This window comes from Dietzia sp. DQ11-44, assembly GCF_014145205.1.
GTDB classification, from domain to species: Bacteria; Actinomycetota; Actinomycetes; order Mycobacteriales; family Mycobacteriaceae; genus Dietzia; species Dietzia natronolimnaea.
The window spans coordinates 1-19500 of the sequence record NZ_JAALEC010000169.1 but is presented as its reverse complement, the minus strand read 5'-3'; the positions used below and the strand labels follow the sequence as shown (position 1 = coordinate 19500).

Sequence of the window (19500 nt, the reverse complement as noted above, 5' to 3'; positions counted from 1 at the left end):
TTCTGCTTGGGTCTCATGAATGAGGCTGGACCAAGGTGAGACAGTTTTGAAACAACCACACCCAACTAATGTTGACTCGATCAGAGTTAGGGCACCTGCACAGACGATGCCTGCAGGTCGCGTCTCTCGGTGGATCGCCTACGGGTACTTGGTTTCCGTTCCATTCGAGATCGACCTATTAGTTGCTGGACGTTCGTTATCTTTTTGGTTGGCGTTGGCGCTAATCGGTGTGGTAATAGTTGAACTGCTTGCAGGGTCGTCTACAAGATATAGCTACTCACTTAACAGTCGGATGCTGCTATCTGTCCTTGCACTCCTGTTTTACACTTGCGCCTCGTACTTGTGGTCAGTCGATCAGACTGCAACTTTCATTTCTGCAATGGTTTTCAGTTTGACAGTAGCTACATGGGCAGCGGTCGCGGTGTCCGTTTCCGGAAGGGTTTTAGAAGCCTTTCAAGCTCTCTTGGTCGGAACCTCGGTCATGTCGGTGATGGCTATAAACGCCGAGGTGAACATTGATGGCCGAGCAGAGTTGACGGCTAACGTCAACGACGTTGCGGCGCTGATCGCAATTGTCTCCGCGTACTTGTTGAGCGAAATACTAGGTCGCAAGAAATCTCTTTTAAGACGACTTGTATTTTTGGGGCTGCTGGTCCTGCATCTTATGGCAATGCTCGCAACAGGGTCCCGCACTGGCATATTGGCAGTTGCGGCATCCGCCGTAGTGCTTCTATCTCTTCATCTGATGCGCGCGCGTTTCGCGGCGCTTGCGACAGTTCTGCTCCTCGGGGTCGTGTTGGTGAATATTGCGCCGGCACTCGGAGTTGCCATTCCCGAAAGGGTCGCCGCGATTCCGGCTGCTTTAGATTCTGGGGAACTCAGCAACCGCGAGTTTTACTGGCAACTAGCGGCCGATGAGATTCCGAGCGTGAGCGGAATAGGCTTTGGCGCGACTCCCTCTTGGATGGGTGTCCAGTCCGCGACGAGTGGTGTCATACACTCCGTCTACCTGGGTATCGCGCTTGAGTTGGGCGTCATTGGCGTGCTTTTGTGGATCAGATTCGTTTGGCTCGTTTTCCAAAGTGCCCGCATGAGCCCCCAGGCGCTCGCCCTGATTCCGGCAGCGGCTGCGATTGCCGTTATGGCCTCAACTCTGACCCTTGAGGCCCGCCGTCCTCTTTGGGTTCTTCTCGCGCTAATGGCTTCCCACGGAATACTTAAGCGAAAAGTGTGCGAAATACAATGATACTTCTTGCACCTTTGCGTGCTACAGGTGGAATCACGAGCTGGACGCGTCAAGTAATTAAACATTGGCCCCTTCCCTTAACTGTGATCGACACATCGCCAATTCTGCGAAGGCCTTCGCAGGCTCTCAACTTGGTTAGCGCGGTCCTAGCGTTAATTTCGGGCACGGTAGTCTGGGTTCGAGCAGTTGCTTGCGCCCTCCTTTCAGATGACGCGATCTGGGCTACCGTTGCGCCTTCTATTGGGTTTCGAGTGCGAGACGTCATGTTTTTCAGGATTTGTGCGAATTTAAATATCCGTACTGTGCTCCACGTACACGGCTCCTTAGTCTCGGGTCTAGTCGGGAAAGGCGCACTATCCCGCGCATGGGCTACGAAAGGAATACTCGCGGCCGGGGAGGTGGTTGTGCTAGATGGGCTGACACAGCGAGAGATTCATCAGATTACCGGGCGATTGCCGATTAAGGTCCCAAATTTCGTCGATGGCCCCACTTCATCGGTTAAGTCGAGCCCGGGTACTGGATCAGTTCTATATGTGGGCAGGGTCTCGAAAGAAAAAGGGAGCGATACCCTAGTCAGAATAGCCAGCACGTTGGGTAAACGAACTGGTTTGACTGTCGTGGGCCCCATCGACCCAGCGATCAATCGAGAGTTCAGAGCCTCTTGCGACAAGTTGAACGTCGTTCTGCTGGGTGAGGTGGAGTCCGAAGCTGTGATTGGCTACATGGAAGCGAGTGATCTCTTGGTGTTGCCGTCGCACCATGAAGGATTTCCAATGGTTGTCTTAGAAGCTATGGCATTGGGGCTGCCCGTTATCGCGTCCGATGTGGGGGCGTGTCGTGAGATGCTGGAGGAGGGATCAGAACCAGCCGCCGGCGTAGTCCTACGCAATCCCATACTCGACGGTGGCGACGATTTTGTGAGGGTCGTCGCAGATCTAGTAGCAGATCCATCTCGTCTAAAAGACTTGAATGGTGGGAAAGAGAGGGTTCTGAATCATTACACCGCGGCCCATGTCATACCACGTATGCTGTCGGTAATGAAAGGTGTTTGAATGAGGGTCGCAATGATTGCCCCATATCCCCGTCTCGCTGGACGCCCCAATGGCGGTGTCGAGGCGGCGGCAGAGAGTTTGGCCTGGGCTCTTGGTAGGTTCGGCGTAGAGGTGCGAATTTTTGATCCATTCACTGGCCATCCCGATGCCGTATGGGAACTGAATCACTCCGTTGTGCGCCTACCAGCTATGGCATCTTGGCGTTCTCTTTTACCGCGCCCTCCGTCTGACTTAAGGGAAGCGATTGAGCGGTGGAATCCGGAGGTGCTCCACGTTCATCTAGGGGCGCAGCTGACTCGAATGCAGTCCCCAAGCGTCCTTACTGTGCATGGCTTCCCACACCTTGAGTCAAGAATTCGCAATCCAGGCCTGGGTGGGAGGATCCGTGGCGTCGGTCTTAAGCTGGCTTTCGATAGTGGCGTTCGTGGGGCATCTATGGTTGTGGCCATCTCTCCCGAAGCAAAGCTAGCTGCGGATGAGTCGAGGGTCCCGACTGTCTCGATTCCCAATCCGATTGCCGAAGAGTTCTTTCGCGTGGAGCGTGACCCGGGTAAAGACTTCGTGGCGATTGGTAACATCATGCGGCGCAAGAATCAGCTACAACTCATCCAGATGTTCGGTGAATACGTATCGATGGGCGCGGAAGGTAATCTCGCGGTGGTGGGCGCTATCGATGACCGCGAGTATTACGATCAGTGTAAACGGGCGTCCAGAGCGTTCTCCTCACGTGTGCAGTTTCTTGGGCCGCTTCCCCGAAAAGAGGTTTCGAAGCTCTTGGGCGCTGCTCGGGCCAGTGTTTCGACTTCGCTCCGCGAGACTTCTTCTATTGCGATTGCAGAGTCGTTCGCTGCCAACTGCCCAGTGGTGTGTTTGGATGTTGGGACTGCAAGGAGCCAAGTGAAAGACGCCCGATTTGGAGAGGTACTGGAAAAGACGTCTACGATAAATGAGATGGCTCTTTCGTTGATTAATCTGAGGTCCATCCCGGCTAACGGGGAGCCTCTACGCGCGTCGGTCGCCGATCAGCACCCTGATGAAGTGGCTCGGCGAACAGTTCAACTCTATCGATCGCTCACAGATCTGAGCTGATTTGGCGGGCAAGAGCCGAATTGTCTATGCATCCAGAGGGAACCGTTCTGAACGAAGTCAAACCAAGCCTCTTCTTAGTAACCGACCAACTGTCCGCGGGGCAATCCGGAAGGCTAGAGCTCGTGCAAGTGCTCGTGGGGATCTAGTTTCCAGTTGGGTAGCAGTAAGGTGTAACCTCGACGCCCGAAGATAATCCCGAGAGCGTAGTGCTGAAAGAGATTCTGACCTGAGTTCTGAGGGCTCACCGATTACGAGTCGCTTCGCTACTTGATTCGATTGCTTTCGAGTGAGGGGCTGCGACCGAGCAGTCTTGCGCAAAATCTCCGATTCAGAGCGAGCTACCTTTTCGGTCGCAGATGTGAGCGACTCACCGGTGCGATTGATGAACGCCATAGGCTGCCTCTGGTGTGCAATTCGCCACCCGGCAAACGATGCCCTAATCCAAAAATCCCAATCTTCGGCGCGCTCTAGTGAGGAATCAAAATCTCCAACGTCCTCCAGTAACTTGCGCGGGAAGAGACTCATAATGGATACGAAGTTGCTTCGCAGTATTGCGGTCTGTTGCTTCCGTAGGGATCGAGGGATTGTTTGCCCGTGTCGGACAAGCCGGGGGGATATCCCTCCGGGAGTGAGAAAGTAGGCATTATTGGTCACAAGCGTGTTCGTGGGAGACTCAGCGAGTATCTGGAGGCTTCGATCGAGGTACTCGGGGAATAGGAAGTCGTCTGCATCGAGGAAGCCGATAAAGCAGCCCCGAGTCATTGTGAGTCCCCGGTTTCTCGCCGCAGCGGCGCCGGATTGGTTTTGCCTGATGATCCGGACTCGGCTGTCCCCAATGGCGCGGACCAAATTGGCGGTACCGTCGGTAGAACCATCGTCAACGACGATTGTCTCCCAGTCTTCGAAGGTTTGCCCGTAGAGTGACGAAAGCGCCATCCCTATCGTATGACGAGCGTTGTGCGCAGGTATCACGATGCTGATGCTTGGGGACTTGGTCACGCACCAATTGTAGACAGAACCCGACCGCGGCGGGCGAGGGCGGTTATAACCATCATGTAAGTAAGAGGGCACAACTTGCCTGTTCGTTCGTAGAGGGAGCCGGCCCAGATGTTCAGAACCTCAGCGTTGACAATCGTCGTTTCTCTCGCGCTAGCGTTAGTATCTCTGGTTAATGCTTCTGTAACCGCTCGTGCCCTGGGGGTAGAAGGGCGAGGTCTTCTGGCGTCTGCCCTTCTCGTCGTCGCCTTGGCTCAAGGGTTGGGGTTGCTTGGGCTGGGCCAAGCATTCGTCTTTCACGGAAGAAATGATCGGCTCCTGGGCGACGGGCGTAGGCATTTGAGCGCAGCGCTCGGACTGGTGCTTTTACTTGGTTGCCTAGTCGCTGCCGTACTCGTACCGTTCGGGCCGCTTGTGACTGTAGCTGTCATCGCTAGCATTACGGTGACTCTGGGGGGGATCGCAACGGGGTTTGATCTCCTGGTTGCGTGCGCCAGATTCGAGCCAACCTTACGCTTGTTCAATTGGCTCCGCGCTCTTGGGCCAACCCTAGCCACGCTGTCGATCGTTCTTGTCTGGGCTTTCGTGCCCTTAGACGTGACTGTAGTTTTGGCATTGCAGACGGCGTCCACGTTAATCGCCGGTTTCGTCGGGTTTTTAGCCCTGCGTCGTATGCTAGGCGGTTCGCTCCAGTCGCCCTCAACGGGGGGGCTTTCTGTTCCGGAATTCTTGCGTTCCGGGCTAGGGTATCAAGGAATCAATGCAACAGGGTTATTTCTTGCCCAAGCACATATGTTCGTCGTAATGTCGGTTGGATCCCTTGCGGGCTTCGGCCTCTATTCGGCTGCCTATGGCCTTTCGCGAATGGTTTCGCCTATACAGGCGTCTATTGGCAATGTTGTTTTCGCTCATAGCGTCGGTTCTGCTGAATCGGGGCGTGGTGAGGCTGCGATGCGCGCGTTAAGAATCACTTTCCTGCCGCTGCTGATATTGGCCGGCCTAATTGCAGCTGTCTCGCCATGGTTAGTTCAATTGTTGCTCGGTAGAGAATTTGCAGCAGCTGCTCGACCGTTTACGATACTTACGATTGAGGCCGTGGTTGCGGGGGCAGCCTTTATCCTCGGGCAGCACTTGCAAGCGGTGGGGCGTGTTCGGGCAGTGCTGGCAGTTAGCGCGCTCTCGATGATTCCGATTCTTATGGCGGCAGTCACTCTCGACGAAGGCAACGTGGTAGTCGGTATGGCGTGGCTTATGTTGCTTGCGTCTTCCTTGCGCCTAATCGCTACGCTGCTTGTCTACCGGAAGCAATTTGGTGTGGCGGTGTGGCGAGTGTTTCCTTCAGGCGCTGATTGCAGATTGGTTCTTGACTTGCTAAAGCGTGCCCGGTGATCACGTATCGTACAAAGATCGCTACTTCAAATCCTAAGGACGACCTAAAGCTCTGGGGCTATGCGGAGATAGGCCAACCGAGATCGCTTTAGTGACTGAACTGTCCAGGGGTATCTAGAAGTGCATTTTGTTCAGTCGAACACGGATGTGGGTGTGCAGCCGAGAAGCTGACGTATCACTCCCTTTGGGTTACGCTCTGATCCCCTCCCACTGGTGATGGCGGTGCGCCGTCGAGAGTATAAATTTGACAGTACGTTCTGAAGCGTTGTCAATAGCATAGTCATCAGGAGTCAGGTGGCTTACGCCGCAACGCGTGTATTCAGAGTCCATCGCCATCTGTACCGCAACGACGACATCGCCTGCGTTGAGGCCAGTCATCACGATGCCGCCGGTGTCCAAAGCCTCGGGCCGCTCGATCGAATCCCGCAATGTGATCGCAGGGAAGCCGAGAATTGATGACTCCTCGGCTATCGTGCCGGAGTCGGACATGGTGCAAGCAGCGGATATCTGGAGCTTATTGTAGTCGTGAAAGCCCAGCGGTTCGGAAAACCTGATACCTTCCGGTTCAGACCAGCCAGGCAGCAACTCCAGGCGTTTCCGGGTACGCGGATGGGTCGACACGAATACCGGCATTCGAAAGTGCGAATGAACTGCGGTGAGACAATCGAGAAGCATACGCAGACGGTCGGGGGAGTCAACATTTTCTTCGCGGTGAGCGGACACTAGAAAGTACCCGCCCTCCTCCAAGCCCTTTTCGGCGAGAATTGTTGAGGAATCAATACACTCCCGGTAAGAGCTGAGGACTTCAAGCATTGGAGAGCCGGTCTTTATAATTCGGCGCGGGTGAAGGCCCTCGGAAATGAGGTTTCGGCGCGCGTGTTCCGTGTAGACGAGGTTGAAATCCGAAATATGGTCAACCATTCGCCGGTTGGTTTCTTCCGGAACATTGAGGTCGAAACAGCGATTTCCGGCCTCCATATGATAGGTCGGAATTCGCATCCTCCGAGCCATTAGAGCGGAAATGCAAGAATTGGTATCGCCTAGAATTAGAACGGCGTCCGGCTTCTCGTCTTGCATCACCTTTTCTGCGGCAATGAGTGTCCCACCGAGTACCGAACCTAGGCTAGACGTATCTACTCCAAGCATGTGGTCGGGCTGGCGAAGTCCAAGATCCTCGAAAAACACCTGGTTGAGAGTATAGTCATAGTTCTGCCCGGTATGTACAAGAACATGATTGATGCCTGATGTTGTATCTAGCCGGTGTATGACACGAGACAGTCGAATAAGTTCGGGCCGCGTGCCGACGATGGTCATGACCTTCACGGTTTAGTCTCCTTCGAGGGGCGGCGGACGGCTTCGGGAAAGGTGTCCGGCGCCTCAGGTCGAAACAACTCGTGGCACCAGAATTGCGTTAATAGGACGTCGTCGCCGATGTTGGTGATGTTGTGCACCCAGCCCACGGGCATGTCGATGGCGACAGGCTGATCGCCTGTGACGTCGAAGTCGAGGATGTCGTCGTGGAACATTCGGCGGAGACTAATGCGCGCTTCGCCTTGGACTACCGCGAAGCGCTCGATCTTCGTCAGGTGGTAATGCTCCCCGCGGGTCACGCCGGGAACGGTAGTACTGATCGAGGATTGTCCTTCGCTTCCTCGGCAGCGGACGGTCTCGACGAATGAACCGCGTGAATCGGAGTGCGGAACGAGATCTATGGGGTAGTAGTCGGGGAACAGTCCAGATCTGTAGGTATTGAACAAGTCGATCCTGAACTTGGAACTCAAGTTTGGTACCTCGCCGATCGGACAGTATGAGCGGTGGAATTCCTGCAATAGGTCCCAAACCTCGACGACCCGGGTTCGTGTGCCGTTTGGCCTTAGCCAGTGTTCAGTGCACTGAAGTGCATCGATCAATGACTGCGCAGCGTCCTGAGCGTGGAGTAGCTCAACCGCGCCGTCATTGATCTGGGGCAACCTTCCTGCAATTATTGCGTTCACGAAAGTTGCTACGAACGAGTTGTAATCGGGAAGACCGTGCTCGCCAAACAGGTTGGGCAAGCAGACATCGACGAAGTGACCACCGGCGATGGTGGTTGCCTCTGCGATTGCGCGATTCGCCTCGCGCTTGCCTCGACCGTACGGGGTATCGCGCTCGACCTGAATGGTTCCGGCCATCACTACGCGCAGTGGACGACCGGAGATGGATACGGCTCGTGCGAGATCGGTGCCGAGCCGTATGTTGCCCTGCTCAACGTCGTCGTCATATTCCGCACGGTTGACACCAGCGAGGTGAAGTACAGCGTCGGCATCAGTCAGTAGTTGGTCTAGTTTAGTCCAATTCTCCCGCGTTACTGGTACGACCTCATGACCTGTTAGAGCGGCGATACGCAACCGGGTGTGCCATCCAAGGAATCCGCCGGCCCCGGTAACGACGATCCTCATCCGTTCAGCTCCGCGAGGACCGATTGCATCTCGGGAAGCGAAGCGATTAAATCGGCTGTCTGGTCAATGCTCATCTGGGCCGTGCTATTGGAGTCAAAATCTTCGGCCCTCTTGACTTCGGAATCGCCCTCGTCAACATATAGTGAGTACTGCAGCGATCGGGCGTCGAGCGGCACTTTGAAGTAGTCGTCCTGATTTGTCGCTTTCGCCATTTCTTCGCGTGAAAGAAGTGTTTCGTACATTTTTTCACCATGCCGGATTCCGATACGAATTATCTCCGGGTTGTCAACCCCCATCACCTTGGCGGTTGCTCTCGCCAATGTCTCGACCGTGCAAGCCGGGGCCTTTTTCACGAAGAGGTCGCCCGGTTCAGCGTAGAAAAACGCGTGCTGGACTAGGTCTACCGATTCTTGCAAGCTCATGACGAACCGGGTCATCGATCCGTCGGTAAGAGTGAGTGGTTTACCCTCTCGAATCTGCCGGACGAAGAGCGGGATAACTGAACCGCGCGAGTACATGACGTTTCCGTAGCGGGTGACAGACACCGTGGTGGGTGAACCAGGGTGATTGCGAGCAAACGCCTGTGCTGTCTTCTCCATGAGTGCTTTCGACATTCCCATTGCGTTGACTGGGTACACAGCTTTGTCCGTAGAGAGGCATACGACGGACTTTACGCCAGACTTGTGGGCCGCGTTAATGACATTTCGGCTGCCATCAATGTTTGTTTTGACGGCCTGATCTGGGAAGAACTCACAAGACGGAACCTGCTTGAGGGCTGCAGCATGAAAGACGAAATCGGCACCGACCAATGCGTTCTCAACGCTTTCGCGATCTCGAATGTCGCCGAGGAAGAACCTGAGTCGAGGATCATCCATGCGCGAACGCATCTCATCCTGCTTGGCTTCATCGCGGCTAAATATGTTGATCCTTGCCGCTCCCGATTCAAGTAGATTGCTTGCCATAGTGGAACCGAACGATCCGGTACCACCTGTAATTGCGATGCTGGCTCCGGCGAGCGAAGTCATTGTTGGTCCTTCCGATGGATGTCGTCGGCGAGTATACGTCCCAACACTCGCCATGCGTCCCGTTGCGATCTGGCGACCCATCCCGCGTCTGTTAGCCAGCTTTTGTTCTGTCGTTGGCCGAACCACAACATCTCCAACCGGCGGGCATGTCCATGCACAGAAGGACGTACGCGTGCGAGTATGAACGCAACTGTGACAAGGCTACGGGCAATTACAGACGGGATTTTAAGCGGATGTCGGTCACCGAGGTCTACAAGAAGACCGCCAGTAGTCACTCCCTCAGATGGGTGGGCGACTATAGGAGGTGGGCCTTCTTCGCATATGGCGAGGAACGCAATGGCATCCCCTACGTTCCCGATGAGAGCTTGCGCGCTGGCGGCGGACCCGCTTCCCGCCACGCTGGAGAATCTTGACCGCGCGAGCCTAGCAATCGCTCTGGTTGCCCCACGATCGACTCCGTGAACCCCCGGTGGGCGATAGACAACAGTGGTCGCATATTGAAGTGATTCGCTCTCCCCTCGGGCCTTGGATTCCGAATATGGGGAGAACGGAGCCATTTCTGGCGTCGAGTCGAGCGTGTGCCTTCTACCTTGGACAGCAGCGCTACTCACATGAACGAAACGCACTCCACGCTGAGAGCACTCCGCAGCGAGAAGTCCGGGCAAAATTCCGTTTGCGGCTAGCATCTCCGCCTTGTTCGTGCCGGTTGCATCTGGCACTCCTGCAGCATTGACTAGTGCGGAGCAGTGATCAAGATGATCACGGAGAATTGCCATCGATAATTCGGATTTCGGTCGCAGCGTGGCGGCGTTTACGCGCGGAGTTTCTAATCGAATCGCTTCGTGGCCGCGCGCTTCGAGCGAGGAGCAAACCGCAGTGCCAATGAACCCTGACGAACCGACAACTAAAACACGTGCCACGGCCGTCACCGATGCTTACGGTGCTGGAGCAAGAGTTCCTCGAGCGAATCGCCAACGGTCTTTTCGGAGAAGTTCGCTTGGTAGTACTTGTACGCACTTTCACCGAATCTAACCCACGCTGGAGGGCCTAGATTCGCCATCTGCGCAACTGCATCGGCTAGTGCTTGCGGATCATTGGGAGGTGCTGTGAAGCCGCAGCTGGCGTCGCGAACGACTTCGGCAGCGTCGCCTGCGGCGGCAGCGATAATCGCCTGACCCGCTGCCATATTCGCCTGAATCTTGCTCGGCATAGTGGCCCGATATAGGGGTAGATCCTTAAGAGTCACCAGTTGCGCATCTGCGAGAGCGAGAATATCTGTCATGTTTTCGAATGGTTGAGGAGGAATGAACGTGACATTATCAAGTCCGAGTTCCTCAGCTCGCTGGGTGAGCTGATCTCTTTTGACTCCGTCCCCTACCAGGGCGAAACCGATGTCTCGTCGCGCACGAAGTAGCGAGGCAGCGTCGATCAGAGAATCCAGGTTCTGCATTTCGCCAAGGTTACCGGCGTACATTACGTTGAACTCTCTCGTTACGCCAAGGGTTCTGGCAAGTTCGTAGTCACGTGCTGCTGGGCGAAACGACGATTCCTCCGCCCAGTTCGGAACAACGCTAACTTTGTGTTGTGAAACTCCCCGATCTACAAGTAGATCTACCATTCCGGGTGAAATTACTGCGATATGGGCTGCTCTTCGATAAATCTCATTACAGTATGCGTGAAGAGCTTTCTCCATCGTGTACTTGGTCGACTTGTTCACGAAATCGCTTGAAGTAACAGTGTCAGGCCAGAGGTCTTGGATTTGCATGACATACGGGATGCCGTTGAGGGCCCGAAGGGGTCCCGCAGCCGTAGCGACAGTTGCGGGTGACGAATAAACAAATACGACGTCCGCTTTACGAAGCAAGACTGGTGCGGCAATCGCTGATGTGACCGCGTAGCTCAAATAGTTGGCCATCCTGCGACGGGCGTTGTCGTCATGACTTGGGTAGGTCGGTACTCTGTGAACGTTTACCCCACTAATTTGCTCACGCATGTAGGGGCGGATACGGTACCCGTCGAACACCCGGCCAGCCGGATAGATGGGGTACCCGGTCAATACGTCAACTTCGTGCCCGCGACGGAGAAGAGCCCGAGCGATCGTGCCCGGCCCGGCAGCGGCGCCGCCCTCTGGGTCGAACCAGTGGCTCAGCATACCAATTCTCACTCGGATCCCGTCCCGTCCTGGAAATGTTTATTGACATGGCGCGATGAACCTGACGTTCCGATGTGGGACGCTAGTCCCATGTCCAAGACCACACTACTTGCGGGGGCAACTGCAGCTGCCGTCACTACGGCAGTCATGCCCGGCTTAGTCCGGATTCTTCGCGCGCACAACCGAGTGGACGTTCCCAACGCCCGATCCTCGCACGTCGTACCAACTCCTCGCGGCGGAGGGGTCGCATGCGTAGCCGGGATTACTGCGGGGTTGATCGTGGTTCGACTCAGCAGGGCCCAAGTTTCCACGAAAGTCAGTGTTGGAACCGCAGTACTAACTGCGGTCGGTTTCCTTGACGACAGGTTCCAGTTGCCTGCGGCGCAGCGCCTTGGTGCGCAGGCCGTGACAGGAGCGGTGGTTGGGCTTGCGTGCGGCGGTTGTTCCACTCCAATCGTGGGCGTGGTCCTGGTGCCCGCGATCGTGAATTCATTCAATTTTATGGACGGAATCAACGGAATTTCCGGCGGGCAGGCGGCAGTGTGGTCGGCATTTGCTGCCGCACGCCTGGACAGTATCGGCCTTTTCGAAGATGCAGCCTTCGCGCATACCATGCTCGGCGCAAGTGTTGGCTTCTTGCCTTGGAATCTTCCGTCTGCGAAAGTTTTTCTCGGCGATGTAGGAAGCTATCTCTTTGGCTCAGTAATTGCTTTTGCAACGCTCGACTGTTGGTCAAAAAGCAAGTTCGAAGCTATTCTGCTCGGTGTTCCCTACTCTGTTTATCTTGCAGATACTGGCTGGACGATACTGCGCCGATTGTCACGCGGGGAGCAATTGACTGTGGCCCATCGGGAACATATTTATCAACAGCTAGTTGATCTTCCCCGCGTCGAGCACTGGCACGTTTCCGTCTTCGTTTCTTCGCTTTCGCTCCTGAGTACACTGGCAGTGCGAAAAGTCGGACTATCGGCACTGATACCTATAATTGTCGGCTATTTGCTGACCCCGGCTGGCGTTCGTCACCTAATCAGGGCCGCGGCAAATTCGAGTAGGTTCTCCGGGTGAATCGGCTCGTCGTTTTCGGGCTTGCGCACCTATTTTCGGGCAGAAGCGCCCAACGCTTCTTGTAGGTAACTCATGGATTTTTTCTTTTCGACTTGCAATCTCGCTTCGACCGCCTCCCAGTCGGGGATTGTTAAGTCGTACGAAGTTGGTTTACTGGCTGAGTCCACGAGTCTGGACTGCAGGCCAAGCTGGGCCAGCAAAGACTCGAACCGTGCACGACCGCGCGATTTGTTTCCGATCGCTATAAATGGTTTCCTAAAAATTATTGCGAATACGGTTCCATGGAAAGAATCTGTGAGAATAAATTCGGCAGACTCGAAATTGCGAAGCCATTCTTCAACAGACTTCATGCGCTGTGGCCGGCTCTTTTTTGTAGTCGATAGATCTGCGCTTTGGTTCGGCAGGAAATGGAAAGCTTGCAAGCCCAAGTTTCTCGAAAGGTCCTCAGAGATGCGTTCATTCTCAGGATTCCAGTCCAGAATGTACGTAAGCAGTCGCCCGTGGGCGCCGCATAGAGTGCCTTTGTCGCGTTGGCATAGGTAGGAATAGTCCTCTGCCTCAAGAAGTAGTGCTGGATCGATGTGCTGCTCGGCGTCCACCCCCCATGCTTCCTTGCAGATCTGTACTCCAGACGCTTCGCGAACCGATATGCGGTCGAACAACTGGACTAGAGAACGTGACTCTGCAAGGGTTTTTCGACTATATTCTATAAGCTGGTCCGCACCGAATGAGGCAGCGTATGAGATTCTTAGCAGCGAGTATTTGCGTGCGTAATTTAACAACTGCGTCGGGACATCCGCATAGCCGCCTCTCCAAACTTGGTCGCTGCCAACCACGATTACGCTGGTTTCTGACAGTATTCGATTTCTTTCTCTGCGGGAGACTCCGAAAAGGTCAACAGTCTGAATGTTCGTTGTAACGAACGGTTTGGTCAATTGCTGGAGGTCCTCCGCGTCCACCACTTGGCGTACAGGGGCCGGATTGGGGCTCAGCTTAAGGTATTTCCTAATCGCGTAGCGGATTCGTCTCGCAATGTATGGTGAGGATTCTGGGCGCCAGCTTGAGTTGATGGTGGTAGCAACAAAGCCCATTTCTCTGATTGTTCGCTGGAGCGCGTACGCTTGCATTGTTCCGCCGTAGTTTCCACCCAGCGGGTGAAGGGTGGATATTAGGACCTTTTGCGCGGCAGCTTTTCTCGTCTCGGTTAGCCTATTGGTTCGGCTCATTTTTCCTCTTGTTTCTTAATCGGCTCTCCCGCGAGAGCGGCGCTACTGTGTAACTGCAGATTTCTTATGTATCGTATCGAAGGGTTTCGGTTCCCTTTGGAGTTACGGATGGCCGGTGGACTGTAAATCTCTTTGCTCCAATGTTCGGGCCTGGGCTTGGCGCTACAATGGGTCTGCTTTCCAATCATTTTCTAGTTCTGGTTTCACTTCCGCGAGCTATGGCCCTCCCGTTGAATCAAAGACTGGCAGAAGGCCCTATGCTGGTGCCAAGATGTGGATTTCCTTCGAGAAAAGTGATGAAATTGAGAACCCTTCGGGCGTGTCCGGAATGCTCAAGAGGTGTCTCGCCAAGTCATGGGCGCGCTCGCTCCGCGTCACAGGACTTTTTGATTAATTCAACGTATGCGATTTAGGAGACGCCGAAGGTACTTCTGACTGTGTATCGGCATGCGTGCAAGAACTTTTTCAGACCGCGCAGTTGCCGATACGGCGTCGTACTTGCGGATGATCGGCGCCATTCGCTTCCGGAAAACATTGAAGTCTGATCTTTTCTTGGCTTCATTGAACGCGTCGAATGACTCGAAAGAACTGCGCCTGCGCAGTCGCACAAGGTCTATTCTCTTGGCGTCTGCGGTGGCATAGGTTGGTGGAACTCGTTTGGAGGGATGCTTTATGCGCATTGCATCGTCATCCGCAGTTCTGACAGAAAGTCCAATTCTGCGATGCCTGATATTGCCGGCTTGGGTTTCAAATACTTCCTCTTCATCGAGTTCCTCCAATACTACTTCTGCATCAACTACTCCCTCGCGAAGAATTGAATCCAAGTGTTCTGCTCGAACAACTACCACGTTATGACCTAGTGGGTCCGATTGGAAGCGTGGCAGCCAAGCGTCTCCGAGGCTGATGTCTGCGAGCTCGGCAAAGACATCGTCGCAATAGTTGCATGCGTTTGGCTGAAAGAAGGCGTGGCCCCAGTTCGACCCAATCATTTCGAAGTTCGCACGTTCGTGCGTCTGTCGATCGCTGGCCGCAGTTGCTGAGAACTTATATCTGTTCGCTGGAGCCATTGGGTCCTTGACACGAAAGTCAACTGACAGGAGGTTCTGAGGCTCAACGTCGACTTGCCACGCCAAAGATTCCGCAAATCCAGTGCTCTTCATGTGTCCGCAGACTAACCCGATGGTGACGGGTATGCAGTCTTTGGCCCAATCGTCAACCATCTGTAGTTGCCTTATCGCCTTGATGTGACAAGGGATTCCTATGAATGCATACTTTCCGCCTTGTTGGCGTGCGGACTTCAGTGCTTTAGAGAATTCGACTGGGTAGTAAATAGATTTACGGTTTCTGAGGAGGTCTTCTACTGAGTGGGAAAGGCCGAATTGAAAAAGGGGACCTTCGGGACCGTCGCTGGACTTCACGTGAATTATTCCATTTACCGTGCCCTGGGTGAGGAGCTTAGACGCGATCCAAGATACTAGCCCGCCGGACGAGGACCCTACTCGTACTTCGTCAGACGATACCCGACCTGCGTAAAGTGATGAATAACGCCCTATGGCGGAGGATTTATGAGGAAGTTTACCGTATAGAATCGTCCCCAATTCGTCCTCGTTTGTTGACCCGTCCGAGAATGGGCAAACTTGGTCAAGCAAATCGCTGGAATCTGAGCCTAATTTGGCTACGTATAATCCGTCGCGGTTTAAGTCGATCGATGTATCTTCCCCAGCGTATACGCATCCACCGCATCCGATGCAGCAGTTGTTTTCGAGGACTTCGCGGATGCCGAAGGTGTGGTTCTTGGACATGAAGGTTCTCTCTCTAGTGGTGTGATTGAGCTGTGTCAGGAAGCCTGTGGACGTTCAGTGTTTTCGCACTCCACGCTGTCTATTCGTAGAGGTGAACAATTTGCTCTTCTTCTTGCCTTAGTGTTCATCCGTCTTACGGTACTCCCAATTCTGGATGCAGTGGATGGTTGTAGCCCCCGGTTCCAGACTGCGTGGCGGTGGAGCGTTGGTGCCTCGGCGAGGCGTGGAAATAAGTCGGTTCAGACGCTACTCGGTGACACCCCAGGATCCGATGTGGCCATCCTGCTCGCCGAGGGCATCTGCCACGCTTTTGAGTTGGGATGGCCTCCGAAAACTCTGTGATCACTGGAGTCTTCACTCGCTCGCTCTACCCACACAGTAACTGGTCGCAGTATGCGCAGGGTGCGGTCCTGCCATGCGTTTGCGTGAGTACGGCGAATGTCAGGTGACCCTTGGCCAATCTGCGGCCTCCCATCCAGGCTGGGCGTTCAGGTTTCGCGACAGCAACCAGGTGTACTTCGTCTTGTACCTCGTTCGGCGCGTACGGAAGGAACTGAATTAACCGACTCGCACGCACGTTCCGTCGAGTATCTGTGTTGCTAGCATTGCTCAGGCATGCCACGGCGAGCATGAACCGGCTGAGGGAAATTGGATTGAATTATTGGCAAGAACCTGTGAGCAGCGTTCAGTTGCTCCGATTAATTATCACTAGGTTGACTGTTCCGATTGCCTGTTGCTGCTCGCTGCAATGTCTCTGCTCGTCCGAGATTATTTCGTCAGCCGCCAATCGTTTTTTCATCAGCTTAACAAAGGTTGCGAGTCGTGTGTCAAAGGTGTTGTTTCCGATTCTTCCCTTTTTGAGTGTTTCTTCGGTCGTGGGAAGCTTGTATCGAAAATTGTAAGAATTAGCGAGAGTATCGCCGCAGCCGTGCGCTTCGGGTCATTTCTCTGAATTCGGGTGCCGATCATTTTCCAAATTTTGTCGATTCTAGTCGGCCAAGTTTCTTTCGCAAGCACAACAACTTAACCGATTAATGTCAGGGTCGTTTCGGGTCGGTCTGGTCCAATCGGGCCCCAATTTGTGCTCGCAGTCCTGCGTAAGATCGTCGTGGACGTCTCGGACTGTGCCGGTTGAGGCCCGAGTCGGCGGTCAGCAGTTCGAGCTGGAATCGTTGTATGGACGTCCCAAGCTGGGCGCATAATCCTTGCCTACGTTGATCTGCGCGAGGCCGGTGCAACTGAAAGGGTGAGATGAGGTGGGTGGCGCGCTATTGTGTGCCTCACGCTGACCAAATTCCTGTTGTCAGTCTGGTCAGGCTCGGGGGCATTTCCATGGCGCACACATCGATCCGGGGCCCAATGGTCGGGGGCTGCTTGCTCCTCGTCGCGGCAGTCCTAGGGACGGCCATGTCCGCATGTTCGCCCGACGCGCCGCAGTCCGCGACGGAGGCGCAGCCGCCGGCCCCGACCGAGACGAAGGAGCCCGTGCGCGCCGTCGACATCGCCGCAGGTCAACAGGACGGGCCGGTCGACGTGGAGGTCGACGGCGGCGCGGAGGGCGTCGGGGTGACCTTCCGAGAGATCACCATCGAACCCGGGGCCGGGACCGGGGAGCACTGCCACTACGGGCAGCTGATCGCCGTGGTGGAGCAGGGCGAACTCACCCACTACGCCGACATCTATCCCGGCGGCGTTCACGTCTACAGCGCCGGTGAGTCGATCATCGAGGGCGCGGGTTACCCGCACGAGGGGCGCAACGAGGGTGACGAGGACGTGGTGCTGATGGTGACCTACGTGATCCCCGAGGGAAAACCGCTCGCCGAGCCCGATCTGGCGAAGTGCGACCACTGAGTCGCACGGTTAGTCGTCGTCGGTGAGTTCCGGGTCGACGTCGTCGTCGGTGGGCACCACCACCAGTTGTTCGGCCACGTCGGCTGGGTTGGCCTCGCGGGTGGGGTCGTCGACGCTCACCTCGGGCGAGTACTCCTCGGCTGCGGTGACGGGATCCGGCTCCGGGGTGTACTCGTCCGGATCGGGGCGGTCCTCGGCAAACATCTCAGGCTCCTCCTTCTCCCTCTGATTAGTGCCTCTGAGGCCGCGGATAGCGCGCGGCCTGTCGTGTCTCCACCCTTAGCATCCTGCGGCGGACGGTGCCAGGGGTCGGCGAGGCGTACCTTGGGCCGCACTCACACGCCCAACCCAGGAGGCCCCTCATGGCAGATCCGCTGTCGAAGCCCTGTCCACGGGCGGAGGCCGCGACGGCCACGTCCGCACCGAGGACGGCGCGGTTGACCTGGAGATGGCCCCGCCCACCGAGCTCGGCGGGTCGGGGGAGGGCAACAACCCCGAGCAGCTGTTCGCCGCCGGGTACGCCTCCTGTTTCCACTCCGCGCTGCAGAGCGCCGCGCGGATGAAGAAGGTCAAGATCGACGGTTCCTCGGTCGGCGCCCGGGTCTCGCTGGTGGCGTCGGGAGAGCAGAGCATCGACCTGACCGTGGACCTCGAAGTGGTGATCCCCGGCCTGGAGTCCGAGCAGGCCGACGAGCTGGCCAAGCTCGCCCACGAGCTTTGCCCCTACTCCCGCGCCACCAAGAGCAACATCGAGGTCAGCGTCTCGGTCTCCGACGACTGACGCCCTCGGGGGCTAGCCGGCGTCGCGGTGCGGGGCTATCACCGCGCGTCCGCTGACCTTGCCGTCGACAAGCTTCTGGTAGACCTCCAGGGCCTGGTCCAGCGGATACACGTGGACTTCCGGGCTGATCTTGCCCGCCCGGTACAGGTCCACCACCTCGTGGAGGTCCTCGAGGGTCCCCCAGTAGGTGGAGGAGAAGTTGACCTCGTACGGCAGGCGGAAGACGTTCCAGGGGAAGTCGGCGCCGGCCAGACCCACCACGGTCACCGAGCCCTGCTGAGCCACGCTGGCGGCGGCGAGCTCGAGGGTCGGGGCCGCGCCGACGAAGTCGAACACCGCGGTGACGCCCCGGCCGCCGGTGAGCTCAGTGAGCTTCTCGGCGGCGCCCTCGCTCGGGATGCCGATCGCCCCGTCTTTCTCCGCGGCGGCGACGGCCTCCGGCTTGGTGTCAGTGGCGTAGACGGTTGCCCCGGTCATGGCCCGGAGGATCTGCACCCCCACCAGGCCCAGGCCGCCCAGGCCGATGCACAGCGCGGTCGCGCCCGGGGTGGTCAGGTCGGGCAGCACCCGCTTGATGGCGTGGTACGGGGTAAGGCCGGCGTCCGCCAGGGGAGCGGCGGCGACGGGGTCGGCGTCGCCCAGGGGGATGAGGTTGCGCGCGTTGGTGGTCATGTACTCGGCCATGCCGCCGTCACGACCGAGGCCGGTGGCCAGGTAGCCGACTGACGGCACGTCCTGGCAGTACGTGTCCTGTCCTCGCGAACACGGCTTGCACCGCCCGCAGCCGATCGGGCCGTAGACCAGGAACGCCTCGCCGGCGTTCAGGCCGGTGACGCCGGGGCCGAGCTCCTCGATCCATCCGGAGACCTCGTGGCCCAGGGTGAACGGCGGGCTGAGGAACCCGGTGGGGTCGCCGGGGAACTCGTGGAACAGGCCCACATCGGAGTGGCAGGCGCCGGAGCCGGCCACCTTGAGCAGGACCTCGCCCGGGCCGGGAGTGGGCTTGTCGACCTCTTTGAGTACGGGGAAGGTCTTGAAACCCTCGAACACGACTGCCTTCATGGCGGCGCTCCTCGCTGACTCGCCTGAGGGCGCAACGGAAGAGTGACGCCCGTCACAATTGTGCCCGATTCTGCATACGTTCGGGGTGCGGTCGCCTCGTCGTCGTCGCCCTTCTTCTTTGTCCTTCGGTCAGGTCCGGGTCTGCTGCTCGCGGTCCCGCTCCGCGCTCCGCCGCGGGCGCCAGACGGGCTCGAGGGCGGCGTCCTCCTCGGCGGTGGCGACCCTGAAGGGGGGGTCGGCCGGCGTGGGCAGCCCCTGACGTTCCTGGCCCCTGGTGGCGCGCAGGCTGGCGACAACCGAGACGGTGAGGACTGCCGTGATGACCG

At 56.6% G+C, this 19500-nt stretch carries 15 protein-coding genes and 1 pseudogene; 7 read left to right on the top strand and 9 right to left on the bottom strand.

Translation table 11 applies throughout. The features are described 5' to 3' along the window. Window positions 1-379 precede the first annotated feature (379 nt). The 4 genes from G6018_RS05325 (at window position 380) to G6018_RS17290 (ending at window position 5772) form a co-directional block, all read left to right on the top strand. Complete coding sequence (locus G6018_RS05325) at window positions 380-1246, top strand: O-antigen ligase family protein (RefSeq protein WP_182639023.1); 867 nt, start codon at window positions 380-382, stop codon at window positions 1244-1246. Next, the gene (locus G6018_RS05320; protein ID WP_182639021.1) at window positions 1243-2298 is read left to right on the top strand and encodes a glycosyltransferase family 4 protein; all 1056 of its coding nucleotides are present in this window, start codon (window positions 1243-1245) and stop codon (window positions 2296-2298) included. Before G6018_RS05325 ends, G6018_RS05320 begins: the two co-directional genes overlap by 4 nt. Next, entirely contained in the window at window positions 2299-3387 is a 1089-nt protein-coding gene (locus tag G6018_RS05315; RefSeq protein WP_182639019.1) for a glycosyltransferase, read from the top strand. A gap of 1605 nt (window positions 3388-4992) precedes the next feature. Then, window positions 4993-5772 (top strand): hypothetical protein, encoded by a 780-nt coding sequence (locus G6018_RS17290; RefSeq protein WP_241731999.1) that lies wholly within the window; start codon window positions 4993-4995, stop codon window positions 5770-5772. A 189-nt stretch (window positions 5773-5961) separates the two neighbouring features. On the opposite strand, the gene wecB is transcribed toward G6018_RS17290, so the two are convergent. From wecB to G6018_RS05280, 4 genes are all read right to left on the bottom strand, one after another. After that, window positions 5962-7086, bottom strand: a complete 1125-nt coding sequence (gene wecB, locus G6018_RS05300) for a UDP-N-acetylglucosamine 2-epimerase (non-hydrolyzing) (protein WP_187700905.1) — start codon at window positions 7084-7086, stop codon at window positions 5962-5964. A 5-nt stretch (window positions 7087-7091) separates the two neighbouring features. Then, window positions 7092-8210 carry an NAD-dependent epimerase/dehydratase family protein gene (locus G6018_RS05295; RefSeq protein WP_182639011.1) on the bottom strand — a complete coding sequence of 373 codons (1119 nt, stop codon included), beginning with the start codon at window positions 8208-8210 and terminating at the stop codon, window positions 7092-7094. Further along, window positions 8207-9235, bottom strand: coding sequence for a polysaccharide biosynthesis protein (locus G6018_RS05290; RefSeq protein ID WP_182639010.1), 1029 nt, complete (start codon window positions 9233-9235; stop codon window positions 8207-8209). Before G6018_RS05290 ends, G6018_RS05295 begins: the two co-directional genes overlap by 4 nt. A 925-nt stretch (window positions 9236-10160) precedes the next feature. Further along, window positions 10161-11387: a glycosyltransferase family 4 protein gene (locus tag G6018_RS05280; RefSeq protein WP_182639006.1), complete on the bottom strand. Its 1227-nt coding sequence runs from the start codon at window positions 11385-11387 to the stop codon at window positions 10161-10163. A gap of 72 nt (window positions 11388-11459) precedes the next feature. On the opposite strand from G6018_RS05280, the gene G6018_RS05275 reads away from it, so the two are divergent. Further along, window positions 11460-12452: a glycosyltransferase family 4 protein gene (locus G6018_RS05275; RefSeq protein WP_347237805.1), complete on the top strand. Its 993-nt coding sequence runs from the start codon at window positions 11460-11462 to the stop codon at window positions 12450-12452. Between the two features lie 29 nt (window positions 12453-12481). Here G6018_RS05275 and G6018_RS05270 read toward each other — a convergent pair whose 3' ends face one another. Next, on the bottom strand, window positions 12482-13678 hold the full coding sequence (locus G6018_RS05270) for a polysaccharide pyruvyl transferase family protein (protein WP_182639001.1): 1197 nt from the start codon (window positions 13676-13678) through the stop codon (window positions 12482-12484). 395 nt (window positions 13679-14073) lie between these two features. Then, window positions 14074-15480 carry a Coenzyme F420 hydrogenase/dehydrogenase, beta subunit C-terminal domain gene (locus G6018_RS05265; protein WP_182638999.1) on the bottom strand — a complete coding sequence of 469 codons (1407 nt, stop codon included), beginning with the start codon at window positions 15478-15480 and terminating at the stop codon, window positions 14074-14076. Window positions 15481-16965: 1485 nt separating this feature from the next. On the opposite strand from G6018_RS05265, the gene G6018_RS05260 reads away from it, so the two are divergent. After that, the gene (locus tag G6018_RS05260; RefSeq protein ID WP_347237803.1) at window positions 16966-17331 is read left to right on the top strand and encodes a cupin domain-containing protein; all 366 of its coding nucleotides are present in this window, start codon (window positions 16966-16968) and stop codon (window positions 17329-17331) included. A gap of 9 nt (window positions 17332-17340) precedes the next feature. On the opposite strand, the gene G6018_RS05255 is transcribed toward G6018_RS05260, so the two are convergent. Further along, window positions 17341-17535, bottom strand: a complete 195-nt coding sequence (locus G6018_RS05255) for a hypothetical protein (protein WP_182638995.1) — start codon at window positions 17533-17535, stop codon at window positions 17341-17343. Between the two features lie 181 nt (window positions 17536-17716). On the opposite strand from G6018_RS05255, the gene G6018_RS05250 reads away from it, so the two are divergent. Next, window positions 17717-18112, top strand: a complete 396-nt coding sequence (locus G6018_RS05250) for an organic hydroperoxide resistance protein (RefSeq protein WP_182639038.1) — start codon at window positions 17717-17719, stop codon at window positions 18110-18112. A gap of 12 nt (window positions 18113-18124) precedes the next feature. Here the strand turns inward: G6018_RS05250 and G6018_RS05245 are convergent, their stop codons facing one another. After that, window positions 18125-19174: an NAD(P)-dependent alcohol dehydrogenase gene (locus tag G6018_RS05245; protein WP_182638994.1), complete on the bottom strand. Its 1050-nt coding sequence runs from the start codon at window positions 19172-19174 to the stop codon at window positions 18125-18127. A gap of 129 nt (window positions 19175-19303) precedes the next feature. After that, window positions 19304-19500, bottom strand: a pseudogene (locus tag G6018_RS05240) (tellurium resistance protein TerC); the annotation flags it as partial.

What these genes read in the sequence shown, in the direction of transcription:
- G6018_RS05280 (WP_182639006.1), bottom strand. Translation starts at nt 11,387, where the DNA reads ATGCTGAGCCACTGGTTCGACCCAGAGGGCGGCGCCGCTGCCGGGCCG.
- G6018_RS05290 (WP_182639010.1), bottom strand. Translation starts at nt 9,235, where the DNA reads ATGACTTCGCTCGCCGGAGCCAGCATCGCAATTACAGGTGGTACCGGA.
- G6018_RS05320 (WP_182639021.1), top strand. Translation starts at nt 1,243, where the DNA reads ATGATACTTCTTGCACCTTTGCGTGCTACAGGTGGAATCACGAGCTGG.
- G6018_RS05275 (WP_347237805.1), top strand. Translation starts at nt 11,460, where the DNA reads ATGTGGGACGCTAGTCCCATGTCCAAGACCACACTACTTGCGGGGGCA.
- G6018_RS05265 (WP_182638999.1), bottom strand. Translation starts at nt 15,480, where the DNA reads ATGTCCAAGAACCACACCTTCGGCATCCGCGAAGTCCTCGAAAACAAC.
- G6018_RS05255 (WP_182638995.1), bottom strand. Translation starts at nt 17,535, where the DNA reads ATGTTTGCCGAGGACCGCCCCGATCCGGACGAGTACACCCCGGAGCCG.
- G6018_RS05245 (WP_182638994.1), bottom strand. Translation starts at nt 19,174, where the DNA reads ATGAAGGCAGTCGTGTTCGAGGGTTTCAAGACCTTCCCCGTACTCAAA.
- G6018_RS05295 (WP_182639011.1), bottom strand. Translation starts at nt 8,210, where the DNA reads ATGAGGATCGTCGTTACCGGGGCCGGCGGATTCCTTGGATGGCACACC.
- G6018_RS05270 (WP_182639001.1), bottom strand. Translation starts at nt 13,678, where the DNA reads ATGAGCCGAACCAATAGGCTAACCGAGACGAGAAAAGCTGCCGCGCAA.
- G6018_RS05315 (WP_182639019.1), top strand. Translation starts at nt 2,299, where the DNA reads ATGAGGGTCGCAATGATTGCCCCATATCCCCGTCTCGCTGGACGCCCC.
- G6018_RS05325 (WP_182639023.1), top strand. Translation starts at nt 380, where the DNA reads ATGGTTTTCAGTTTGACAGTAGCTACATGGGCAGCGGTCGCGGTGTCC.
- wecB (WP_187700905.1), bottom strand. Translation starts at nt 7,086, where the DNA reads ATGACCATCGTCGGCACGCGGCCCGAACTTATTCGACTGTCTCGTGTC.